At 30.9% G+C, this 12,338-nt stretch carries 11 protein-coding genes and 1 pseudogene; 2 read left to right on the top strand and 10 right to left on the bottom strand.

Annotated features, from left to right (window positions below; genetic code table 11):
- Positions 1–296: 296 nt before the first annotated feature.
- From D2A34_RS18080 to D2A34_RS18090, 3 genes are all read right to left on the bottom strand, one after another.
- Positions 297–1,400, bottom strand: a complete 1,104-nt coding sequence (locus D2A34_RS18080; RefSeq protein ID WP_119367490.1) for a glycoside hydrolase family 113 — start codon at positions 1,398–1,400, stop codon at positions 297–299.
- A gap of 75 nt (positions 1,401–1,475) precedes the next feature.
- Positions 1,476–3,593, bottom strand: a complete 2,118-nt coding sequence (locus D2A34_RS18085; protein ID WP_119367491.1) for a [Fe-Fe] hydrogenase large subunit C-terminal domain-containing protein — start codon at positions 3,591–3,593, stop codon at positions 1,476–1,478.
- 207 nt (positions 3,594–3,800) lie between these two features.
- Positions 3,801–4,229, bottom strand: coding sequence for a GTP pyrophosphokinase (locus D2A34_RS18090; protein WP_119367492.1), 429 nt, complete (start codon positions 4,227–4,229; stop codon positions 3,801–3,803).
- A gap of 318 nt (positions 4,230–4,547) precedes the next feature.
- Between D2A34_RS18090 and D2A34_RS18095 the strand changes: the two genes are divergently transcribed.
- Positions 4,548–4,904 carry a VOC family protein gene (locus tag D2A34_RS18095; protein ID WP_119367493.1) on the top strand — a complete coding sequence of 119 codons (357 nt, stop codon included), beginning with the start codon at positions 4,548–4,550 and terminating at the stop codon, positions 4,902–4,904.
- A gap of 408 nt (positions 4,905–5,312) precedes the next feature.
- On the opposite strand, the gene D2A34_RS18100 is transcribed toward D2A34_RS18095, so the two are convergent.
- The 5 genes and pseudogenes from D2A34_RS18100 to D2A34_RS18120 form a co-directional block, all read right to left on the bottom strand.
- Positions 5,313–6,329: a polysaccharide deacetylase family protein gene (locus tag D2A34_RS18100; RefSeq protein ID WP_119367494.1), complete on the bottom strand. Its 1,017-nt coding sequence runs from the start codon at positions 6,327–6,329 to the stop codon at positions 5,313–5,315.
- Between the two features lie 309 nt (positions 6,330–6,638).
- Positions 6,639–7,874, bottom strand: coding sequence for an MFS transporter (locus D2A34_RS18105; protein ID WP_119367495.1), 1,236 nt, complete (start codon positions 7,872–7,874; stop codon positions 6,639–6,641).
- Between the two features lie 157 nt (positions 7,875–8,031).
- Positions 8,032–8,504: pseudogene (locus D2A34_RS18110) on the bottom strand (MarR family transcriptional regulator).
- A 126-nt stretch (positions 8,505–8,630) separates the two neighbouring features.
- The gene (locus tag D2A34_RS18115; RefSeq protein ID WP_119367497.1) at positions 8,631–9,494 is read right to left on the bottom strand and encodes a putative RNA methyltransferase; all 864 of its coding nucleotides are present in this window, start codon (positions 9,492–9,494) and stop codon (positions 8,631–8,633) included.
- A 119-nt stretch (positions 9,495–9,613) separates the two neighbouring features.
- Positions 9,614–10,597, bottom strand: coding sequence for an oxidoreductase (locus tag D2A34_RS18120; protein ID WP_119367498.1), 984 nt, complete (start codon positions 10,595–10,597; stop codon positions 9,614–9,616).
- A gap of 205 nt (positions 10,598–10,802) precedes the next feature.
- On the opposite strand from D2A34_RS18120, the gene D2A34_RS18125 reads away from it, so the two are divergent.
- Positions 10,803–11,207 carry a MerR family transcriptional regulator gene (locus D2A34_RS18125; protein WP_119367499.1) on the top strand — a complete coding sequence of 135 codons (405 nt, stop codon included), beginning with the start codon at positions 10,803–10,805 and terminating at the stop codon, positions 11,205–11,207.
- A 235-nt stretch (positions 11,208–11,442) separates the two neighbouring features.
- On the opposite strand, the gene D2A34_RS18130 is transcribed toward D2A34_RS18125, so the two are convergent.
- A complete protein-coding gene (locus tag D2A34_RS18130; protein ID WP_243128358.1) occupies positions 11,443–11,796 on the bottom strand; it encodes an SdpI family protein in 354 nt (117 codons plus the stop codon).
- Positions 11,797–11,880: 84 nt separating this feature from the next.
- Positions 11,881–12,312 carry a GNAT family N-acetyltransferase gene (locus D2A34_RS18135; protein ID WP_079441662.1) on the bottom strand — a complete coding sequence of 144 codons (432 nt, stop codon included), beginning with the start codon at positions 12,310–12,312 and terminating at the stop codon, positions 11,881–11,883.
- Positions 12,313–12,338 lie beyond the last annotated feature (26 nt).

Genomic DNA, 12,338 nt, shown 5'->3' on the forward strand with positions numbered 1-12,338 from the left:
TGTTTATAATTTCTAGTGAAGATATCATCTTAAAGTTTTAACAGATTTATAAATATGTTCATCTAATAAGTCAATATATAATTTAGGAGTCTATATATACTTTAAAAATTCAACTTCATACTTATATAGTTATTTCATATTTGTTTACTATTTATACGCACTAATATAAAGTTTTGTAAAGAAAACAATGAAGAACCGAAGCAAACACATATATTCCCTTTTGGTTATTTAGCAGAAAACTTAAAAATAGCCTCCTGATGTGAGTATTTTTATATTTCGAGTGATTCACAACGCCTTTATTCGTACCAAGTTCTTATGATTTCAGCACTTTCATCGCTAGGATAATATCTTTTATCTGTGCTCGTTTCTCCTATGGCGAATACTGAGAATCCAAGATGCCAAGGTTCATCTTGGAATTGACGTTTATAAGCTTCAAAGCAATTTGCCTGCTCTAGGTTATTCATGGTTTCTGAGATTAATGGATTATATGGCTGCACTGATGCTTTATTAGTTCTTGGGAAACCTAATTCTCCGAAGAAAATTGGCTTATTCCATTTATCATAAAAGTTTTTTATCTCTTGTTTCACATTTTGCCTTCTATCATATATCTGTGATTTTTCTATTGCACTTGCTAAATTTTCCACTGTATTAACTTCATTATCTGTAAGTTCAAAATAAGCTGCTATAGAAATGTAATCTATTTTTGAAAATACTTTATTATTCAGTTTTTCTTTATACTTATCTTTAAATTCTGGTGAAAAGCTTTCTGCTGTAACCCAAAAATTGGTCCTATAAGTAACTAAGCCTTTATAATCTTTTCTAACAAAATCAACCATATCGCACATACTATCTTCATCTGATTCCATATGTACAAAACTCGTTCCTATATTAAATGCATCTACATGATATGGCACAGCTATGTCTTTAATTAAAGGACTTAAGACATTATTAGTCCAGCTATTAAAGAATTCATCTTTATCATCTGGATTCCAGGCTGTTTCTCCTATACTTCCATTTTCTATCCATGGATAAGGCTCAAGTATTATATTTATTTTCTTTCCCCTGAGCTTCTTAAATAACTCAATAGCACGCTTTTCACTGCCCTTATCTACTGTCATGGTGCTTGAATTTCTGTTTTCAATATTTATTACTATTGGAACATTTAACGTGTTAAGATTAAGTCTATCAATGTCCTTAAGTACCTGCTCAATATTATAATCAGTAGATAGATTACCGGATTTAATCTTGGTTTCAAACTTTGAATTTAAGGTTTTACCCTCATACTTATTTATCATTGCATTTATGTAACCCCTTGACTCCATATTAATATTATAAGCATAAAAACCCGCACCAAATATGCTTATAAAAATAACTATAAGTACTATTTTAACTTTTGTCATTTCTCCCCCCTGTGGACTTCGTATATTATAAAAAAGCACTATTTTATTAGTGCTTAAATCTTTATATTTATATTCCTAAAAATAAATATCCGAGAATTCAATATCAACATTTTCAGTACTATCCTTTTTATAAAGTATATGACTTTCCATGTTTTCAGATAGCTTATGGTCTTGATGCTCAATAGGGAACGTTACTAAAAACTCAGATCCTTGTTTAAGCACACTTTTACAAGTAATAGTCCCTCCTTGTAGCTCTACAAGAGATTTTACAAGAGACAAACCTATACCGCTGCCTTCATTCTTTCTAGATAAACTTGTGTCTACCTTTTGGAATCTTTCAAAAATCTTCTCATGCATTTCTTCTGGTATCCCTACTCCATCATCTTTTACACTAATTGTTACACTTTTAGAATCTTTACTATAAATATTAACTTTAATAGTTCCCTTTTCTCTTCCATACTTAACTGCATTAGATAACAAATTTAACATTATCCTCTCAATTAAATGTGTATCGCAGCTAAGATATATTTCTTCTTTTTGAGTATCAAATATTAAATTCATCTTTTTATTATCTACATAAGTTTTAATTGAAAATACAATATTTTCAACTTCGCTTACGATATTCTCCATTTTAAATAATGGTCTAAAGAATCCTGCTTCTATCCTTGATACGTCGATAATATTATTAACCAATCTTATGAGTCTTAAACAATTCTGCTTTATTATATCATTGTATTTCATAATATCATCTATAACTAAAGTATCTTTATAAGTACTTTCAAGCTGCAGAACTGAATAAATAACATTTAAAGGAGTTCTTAATTCATGAGATATATTTGTAAAAAATTCATTCCTTGCTTCTGATATATAATGCTCATTTATTACTTCCTTTTTATTATAATCAATGCAATTAGATGGTACATTGAGGTCATTAAAGATTGCTAATGCCATGGTTTTACATGAACCATAGCCACATGCTAAACAGTTAATATTTCTTGATTCTTCTGTATGCTTATTTAATTTAGTAAAAATTTCATCATATTGTTCTTCAGTTGGTTCAACTATATTATTGATAACAACATTTCTATTGTACAATCTCATAAAATCTTCCAGTTTTAAATTTTTATCAAAATATCCATGTAACCAATCAACTTTCTTTCGAAATAATTTTCCGCCCTTATCTTTCTTTTTTGCGCTCTTTAGTTTATTGAATTCACTATCAACCTGATCAATTCTTTCAGCACTGGCACATTTACTACAGGTACCTGTCCCAAAATTACAACCATTGGAACAATTTAAAATGTCTACAATTAGAGGCACTTCTTTATCTTGTTTTAAATTATTACTATATCCACGTAGATAATCATAAGCGTATTCAGTTCCATTAATTTCTTTTATCCACGCATCCTTTATGTAATAACCAATATTCTCTTTAAAACCTCCTGGTCTGCTAAAAAGAAAACCTAAACTACAACCCATATCATCAAAGCTGCTTTCTTCAAATTGTGATATATCAATATTATTTGAAGCTAAATACTCTGAAAGTTTATTAAAGGTTATATTATATTTTACATTTCCATGTGTATTTTCATCATGAATTTCATCTGCCTTTGCTATGCATGGTGATAAAAAAGCTATATCATCTTTTATATGTGCATATTTTTTCATATAAATTGCCATACACATCATAGCACTTTGTATTGGTGCAAGTTTATCAAGCAATTCCGGTTGATATTTTTCTATGTAATTAACTATTGGTGGACATGGCTGAGTTATAATAGAATTACAATTATATTTTTTTATAGTTCTTAAGTATGCCCAAATTGATATATCAGCTCCAAAGGATACATCATAAATAAAATTTACACCCAAACTTTTTAAGTAACCCAATAATTTTTTATATTTACGAAACTGTACCCTAATAGCAGGCGCTGCAACTACCGATAACTTTTTTCCACTTTGCAGATCTTTAAAGAATCTTTCTGTATCATCCTTATAATATCTTGCATCGTGATCACATACCTTAATGCATTCTCCGCAATGAATGCATTTTTCTGGATTTACTTTTATCTTAATGTTTCCATCAACAAGGTAGGCAATATTAGCACCAGGTACCGGACAGTTAGTAAGACACTTATTACAACCTACACATTTTTCTTCATTTAAGTAAATTTGATCAACAAATTTGTACATTAATGGTTCCCCCTGAAAATAATAGCGTTTTATTTGGAGTTATTCAAAAACCTGATAAATTCTCAAAAAATACATGTTTTTTAGTTGCAATTACGATTGCAATCTTATTTAACTTTCCCCTCTTAACACTAACTTGTTTCATGGTAATGTAATCTTCACAGAACCTTACCCATTATAACATATATTGTAAATATAGTAATATTTAATTTAATATTTTTCTAAATAATTAAGAATTTTATCTTTTGCTTTCTTGTATTTCTCTAATCTCTCATAATCTTTTTCAGTAGGATTTTTAATTCTTGATATATCCATATTATCATTTAAATCTGCTAACTTTACATTGCATGCTATCTTGTTCTCAATTATTCTATCTATAAACTCCTCATAAGTCTCACCTTTACGTCTTGTAAGCGCATCTAACGCAGATAGCACTTCTTTAGAAAAACCTTTTTCTCTTAAATAATCCAATGTAACATCAGTATCTTCTATTACATCATGAAGGACAGCACAAATCTTTTCCGCTTCATCTTCTCTTGAAAACATTAATCTTAATGGATGAAGTATATATGGGCTCCCACCTTTATCAACCTGCCCCTTGTGAGCGTTTACAGCAATAAGTATGGCTTTCTCTATCACCTTTTGGTACCTCCATAGAAATTTATTTATATTTATTCATTAAAACTTTAGAGATATAGATACATTATTATTTCGTCATAAAAATCATCATCTATATTAATATTAATAAGTTACTCAAAATATTATCCTAATTATAACATATCATTAAACTTCTATTATACTTTTAAATTATTCCCATTAGAAAATCTTATAAAAATTTTATTAAATTCGTGCCTCTCCCTTTTTTATTGCATCTATATATATGAAAAGAACTTATTTAGATGTTTAATACTATATAAGTTTACTTAATTTAATCTATATTTGAGGAGGATTATAAACATGAAAAACTATGATAACTTTTTACTAGGAGTAACAAATCTCGAGGAAGCACGAAAATATTATGAAGGTACTTTGGGACTAAAACTTAAATTCGATTTCTCTAATAAAGGAATGATTGCTTTTAACATAGGTGCTGAAGAACCAGCAATAATATTAAAAGACGAAAATGTATTTAAAAATACGAAACCAACAATCTGGCTTGAAGTTGAAAATGTAGAGACAAAATATGATAAGCTATTAAAAAATGGAGTTAAGTTTCTATCAGAACCTTTTGAAATAATGACTGGAATGGCTGTGGAATTTGAAGATCCATTTGGAAATAGATTTGGAATTACAGATTATTCAAAGAAAATATAGTAAAAACATACTTTACCGTAATAAGTAACATACTTTTGCTCCAGTTTCTAAGAAATTTTGATGGGTGATTCCTAAGACTAAAAGTTGTACCCAAAATGCTAGCTTCAAAAACAAGCTTTGAACTAGCATATTTGGAACAATATTAAAGGAAACTCGACTCACTACGTTCCCTGAGTAAGTTCAATTAATCAAATCATAGATTTGAAATTTCACTTAAGAATCACATCCACCAAAATTTCCAATGAAACATTCCACAAAAGTATGTCACTTATTTCTGGTATAGTGTATATTTCAAAGTATAAATTAGTTTCATTTGAATTTTCAATTATATGGTACCTATTGTTTACGAACTGTCTCCTCAAAACTATTGTAAATTAAACAGCTAAACTTTAAATCACTTTAATTTATCTAACTTGGCAGCTCATCTAAAGTTTTAAATTGATACCCCTGACTCTTCCATTCTTTAATCAGACTGTCTAAAATTTCAGTATTAGTTTTAGATACCGCATGAAGCAGAACAATTGCGCCATCTCTAGTATTCTTTAAAAGAGTTGCTTTAGCAGTTCCTGGATCTGGCTGCTTATCTACATCGTAATCTTTATAGGCAAGAGCAAAAAACACTGATTTATAGCCAAGTTTTTGAGTATAATAAAGTGATAGTTCACTGAAAGTACCCTCTGGTGGTCTGAAATAGTTTGACATTCTACAGCCTGATATACTGTTTACTGCTTCCTCTACTCCCTTAAGTTCAGCATTAAATGCATTTTCATCTGTAAATGTAGGCATAGATTTATGCTGTACAGAGTGATTTGCTATTATATGCCCTTCATTAGCCATTCTTTTTAATAGCTCACTATCTGGAACTCCATTGTAGCTGCCAGTCACATAAGGCTTTGTTACAAAGAAGACGGCATGTACATTGTTAGCCTTTAAAGTATCTAAAATGCGTGAAGTATATCCATTTTCATAACCTTCATCAAAGGTAAGATAAATAACCTTCTTAGAAGTATCACCAAAACCATACCCGTTATATTTTTTTAAAAGATCAGCACTATCTCTTGAGGAATATAACCACGACCATCCTATAGCTTTTGTGCTTAATGCTGATGGATTAGATACTACAACCTTATCAAAGGATTTTGGTTGTGGCATAAAATCCTGAACTTGGACAGCTTCTGACTTTTCTGTAGGTTGTATTTTGGAACTAGACTCAGTTTTTGAGTCGGACTTTGATGGTGAATCAGGTTCCTTTTTAATAGCCGGGTCTTGATTTTCTTTAACCTTTTTATCATTAGATGTATTATTATTTTCTGAAGTACTTTTTTGTACGTTTTCTTGGATTTTTCCTTTATCTTCATTTGCTCCACCACAGCCTGATAATAATAAAGCCAAGGCTATAAGTAAAACTAAGTTCTTTTTAAGCATCTTTATCCCTCCAAACATGTGAGATGTTTTAGTTATAGTTATACATTTTAAGCTTGTCCTTTACGCGGTTATATGACAATTGCCTTTGCAAATTAACATATTTTCTAATTAGATATACAATTGCATTTTTAAGAATTGGTTACTATAACTATAATTACATTATACAACATTTTCTCACTATTTTTTCTAAAGATTCTTGCATTTTATGTCGATTGTTTGTTTATTTATAAAAAGTCAGCTGTTATTTCATCAATGATAAAAAAAATGAAACTATTCAAGGTAGATACTTGCCTAAAAAAAGTAGGCAGTTTACATATTTACATTCTTTCTCTTATATAAAACTGATATTGCCGCTAATATAAGGATCATCCCCATAAAAGCGGGTGCTGCATGACCAATTGATACATAGATTTGACCTCCAATGATAGGCCCAATCATTCTTGCTAAAGCCTGAATAGATTGGCTGCCTCCTTGAATCCTTCCTTGTTCACTAGAATCTACAGACTTTGAGAGCATCCCATTAAATGAAGGCCCAAAAATTGAATCACCAAAGCCAAATATAAACATTCCAGCGATAAGAAGAGGATAGAATGAGAATAATGCAGATAGCGCAATAAAACTGTAGCCTATAATCTCCGAAATCATTCCAAGAATTGCTATCTGTTTATCGCTAAGTTTTACCAAAAGCTTTGGCATAATTAAACTTTGTGAAATGATATCTTGGAATCCCATAATTGAAAACATAAGTCCAATCATTGTAGGCTGAAAGCTGAAAGTATCCATTGTAAATTGTGAAAAAACTGCCTGAAGTGATCCGTTAGGTATCCAAATTAAAAATGCTGAAACAAGCAGCCTTTGTATGCTTTTCATGGAAAGTATGTTTGCAAGCTGTGTAAATGGATTCAGTCTTACAATGGTAATTTCTTTCAGTCTATTATTCTTATCAAGGCTTTCAGGCATGAAAAAGAGTCCATAAACAACATTCAATAAAGTTATAATTGCTCCAAAATACAAAGGTACAGAATAACCAAATTTGGCAAGTAATCCACCTAGAGTTGGACCAATGACGCCCCCTACACCTACAATTGCACTCATCCATCCAAAGTATTTAGTTCTATGTTCTGGAGGAATGATGTCCGCAAAATATGCAAAGATAGTGCTTATAGTTCCGCCTGTTATACCATCTATTATGCGTCCAGCGAATAGTATCCATAGAGCTCCTCCTATACCAAAAATCAGATACCCGATTGCAGAACCTAAAAGGCATACTAAGAGAACTGGACGACGACCATATTTGTCGCTCAAAGCTCCAAGTCCAGGGGCCGCGAAAAACACACATACTGCATAAACAGATGTAAGCAGTGTAACGACTATAGCTTGTTCCCCCTGATTGCTTGTATAAGGTTGTACTAAGAATGGAACGACAGGGGATATTATACCAAAGCCTATTCCGCAAAGAAATACGGAGATAAGACCGAATATTAAAGCATTTTTATCTACAGTTTTTTCTGTGTTATGTTCATTATATGATTTAAATTTAGACATTTAAATTCTCCTTTCATAAGTTATATTTTTGTTTCCTTGTCAACAAAACCATCATATCATCACTTTGTTTCCTTGTCAACAAAAATAAAAACAATAAAAATGCAGCCAGTTCTCAATAGAGCTTAGCTGCATGTGGTTTTATTTTCATTATTCAAATTTATTCCGATTTAATATCTATATCCATTTTTTTATTTCTGCATCCAAATGATTACTATACTTTTCTATGAAGTTAAGCATATTGTCAAATTGCTCCTCAGTTATCTGATCAAAAACGGCTTTATCTCGCTCCTGAGATTCTTTATGAAGTTTCTCATGGATTTTATAAATTCTTTGACCTTCTTCAGTAAGCCTAAAATAAAGTTCTTTCTTATTATCTGGCTTCTGGTAGCTTTCAATGGCACCTTTTTTTATGAGCTTCTTGGTCATTTTGCTTATGGCCCCCCTAGTCATATAAAGAGACTCTGCAAGCTTTGTCACGTTGGAATCTACATTTCTTCCAATGCATTCAATGTAATGTACTTCAGAAGACTTATAATCTTCAAAACTGCCTTCCATCTTAAACTTATTAAGCCAAGCAATTTTATTAAATAATTCCCTAAAACCCATCATGACCTGTTCTTCTTTATTCATGACCTATCCTCCCACTCTTTGGCGCATTAACAATATTATATTAATTTTTTGTTTCTATTTCAACAATATTAAAGAATAATGCTTTTATACTCTGTTAATATATTATTTTAGTAAAATCAATAAGTCCTACTTTGTTTTCTTTTGAAATGCACCAATACGCATATCTATAGTGATAACAAGTGATTCATATGATTCTAGTTTTTCTTTATTTTCTGGCGTTGACTTCCAATAATGAGGTGTCATCTTAAGTAAGCTCAATATTTCTTCTTTATTTAATTCTATATCATATGTAACATTAGCTTCTTTTACATAATCATTTTCTTCAGCACTTGCTTGATATACCTTATCATTTAAATTTACATCTGAATATATAATTTCTCTTAGCTGTATTAAATGGTTAGTTCTAGGCAGTACCCTTACGAAAACTCCATCATCTTTTAAAACTCTATTGCACTCATTGATTTCTATTGGACTAAATACTGAAAGTATACAATCTATTGATTTATCTTCTGCAGGAATATGAAAATTATTTCCAACTGACCAAACACATTCTTTATCAGATTTACTAGCATATTTTACTGCATCTTTTGATACATCCATACCATAATAATCAGCTTTTATATTTTTCTCATTCAGATAATTCTTTAAATTAGTTAAATAATAACCTTCACCACAACCTAAATCTAATATATTAGACTTATCATTTCCATTTTTCCTTAGAAATTCAGCAATCATTTCACTTATTTTATCTGATATTGCTTTATAGTAACCTCTATTTAAAAAGTCTATTCTAGCTAAAACCATTTCTTTAGAATCTCCCGGATTCTTGCTTCTTTTTTGATTACTAATAAGTAAATTTACATATCCCTCTTTTGCTATATCATAAGTATGCTTGTTATTACATCTATACATTTTATTCGAAGCATCCTTAATTAATTTATCCTTGCAAACTGGGCATAGTAGTATTTGATCACTAAAAATATTATCCATAGTTTTACCGCTCTCTTTCTGTGTTCTTCAATCTCTTTACTATACACTTTTTGCGTTTTTTTGGCAAGATTATAGATAAACAACGCGGAATTTATTGTTAAGCTTAATATGAATATAATCTAAAAAGAAAATTTAACACTCGTAAGGTTTTCGCTAAGCTCCCACAATTTTTTAGCAAGCTTTGAATCTATAGCCCAAGGACGTACACCATTTCCTTTTAGGCTGTCGGACTGAACAGACTCAGCGATATCACAGTCTTCGCAATACACACCACCCATTCCATTTAATATAGGATTCGTTGCACACCATACCGATGTAGCTGCACCCTGATCAATAGTTTTAAATTCATTCGCTTGTTCCTTAGCATCAGTCTTTTTGCTATTGCTCTTTATCTCTTGTGTGGTGACTTTTCCATCAAGAGAAAATCTCCCCAGGTCAGTAGTTGGAATTAACCCTGGATGAACTGCAAAAGCTCTTACTCCATATTCTCTACCTAGCCTATCAAGCTCAACTGCAAAAAGTACATTGGCAGACTTAGATTGAGCATATGCTTTCCATCTATCGTATTCTGTTTTTTCAAAATTTGGGTCTTCGAAATTAACCCCTCCGAGGCGTTGTGCTCTTGAAGAAACTGCGACAACTCTTGCATTGCCAGCCTTTTTTAAAGCAGGCCAAAGTCTTGCTGTTAATTGAAAGTGTCCAAGATGGTTTGTTGAAAATTGAGATTCATATCCTCTCTTATCTTTCATTAGTGGTGGAGCCATAATTCCAGCGCTATTTATTAAAATATTTAGCTGCCTCTGAGAAGCTATAAACCTCTCAGCAAATCTATCAATAGAGGATGGGTCCATAAGATCCAAAGTTTCTAGCTCTATATTTTGAATTCCTTCTACAGCACTCTTTGCTTTTTCAATGTTCCTTGCTGGTACTATAACAGTAGCTCCAGCTTCTGCTAAGACCTTTGCTGTCTCTAACCCAATTCCTGAGTAACCTCCAGTAACAATTGCCACTTTACCTTGTAAATTTATATTTTCTATTACCTCTTTTGAAGTTGTAGAAAATCCATAACCTGAATTTATTGGTGCTTGAATAGTATTTCTCATATTTTTCTCCTTTTCTATATGTAATTTAACTTATAAAATGAACTTAAATCGCCTGCGATATTGTTAGTATATTTCTTAGAGCGCAGTGTAAGTCAATAGAGAATTTAAAATTTTTCAAAATATTGATTTGCAATTATAATAACCCTTATAATTGTTACTATACTTTAATATAAAACTAAGTAATGTTATTCAGAGGAGTGCAATTATGAATTACTCAATAAAAGAAGTAGCGGAAAAATTTAACATATCGTCATACACATTAAGATACTATGAAAGGGAGGGACTAATACCTTCCGTACTACGTAATGATAGTGGTAGGAGGGTATATACAGATATTGATTTAGGCTGGCTACAACTAGTGTGCTGCATGAGAGCTACAGGAATGTCTATTTCATATATAAAGAATTATGTAAATCTTTGTACAGATGGGATTGACACCTTGCCAGAAAGACGTAACATTATGATCGAGCAAAAAGAAATATTAAAAGAAGAAATCAGGAAATATACTGAACTTCTTGAACTTGTAGACATGAAATTAGATTATTATGATGAAAAAATCTCAAAAGATGAATTGAAAAGGTTTATTGGTTCGAAAAGTGATAAACATTAAAAATACATACCTGTTTCTTGCATAGAGGGATTCCAGAAGCTAAAGCATTGATTGACAATAACCTTATGAGGAATATGTAAAAAAAATCATAGTAAACACTTAACCTAATTTGCATGAAAAATATAGACTTATAAGATAATGCAATCATCTTATAAGTCTTAAAATATACTCATTATATAGCTGTATTAGTGAAGTTACTAATACCATCTCAAAAATCAGCTAAGTAAATAATTTGTTATTTAGTCTTCCTTATCCCCTCTTCATCAAAAATCCTTCTTAAATAGATTTCCGTATATAAAGTGAAGCTGAAAGTAATTAATAAAGATCCTGTAATACTTATTACACTAGATAAATTAGGCTCTTCTCTTAATAATAGTGTAATTAATAGGGAAAAACTCAAAGATATACTTCCTCCTATTAACATCATGACAGCACTAAAACTATTCCCCTCTTTCCATGTTTCTTTATTTTTCATGGCAAAAAAAGTTCTATATCCGTAAACGCTATTTATCTTCTTTGGTGGCCGTAACTTTAAGATTGCTCCGACAACAATAAAAATTACACTGGTCAAAATATTAGTAATTAACATAATTTTTCCTCCGCACATTGTTTAGGTTTTTACAGTATATCTAGATATCCAACATGTAACTAGACTTATTTTGTAACTTACCCCCTAAATATTATTTTCATTGATACTAAGATTTCTATAAACTAAATCATCTCTTTTCTCAAAACCCAAGGCTCGCCAAAACTCATTTCCTAAATCATTTGATGCAAATGCAACAAGGGCAACTTTATTTATTTCTTCTTTTCTCAACGCATTTACTACAGCCTCCACTAATGCTTTTCCAATCCCACTTTTACGATAGTCGGGATTAACCGCCGTATGATAGATGTATCCTCTTCTTCCATCATGTCCGCACAAAATTACACCTATTATTTTATTTTCATTATAGGCAACATAGTTTGTTTTAGGATTCCTTTTTATAAACTTTGCGATTCCTTCAAAAGAATCATCTAAACTACGCATTCCCATTCCATTAGTATTTGTCCATAATTTATACACTTCATTATAGTCTTCAGTTGTCATTAACCTTATTTTCATACTTCACCCTCCAGAAATACAAAAAA

This window comes from Clostridium chromiireducens, assembly GCF_003575225.1.
Classification (GTDB): domain Bacteria; phylum Bacillota; class Clostridia; order Clostridiales; family Clostridiaceae; genus Clostridium; species Clostridium chromiireducens.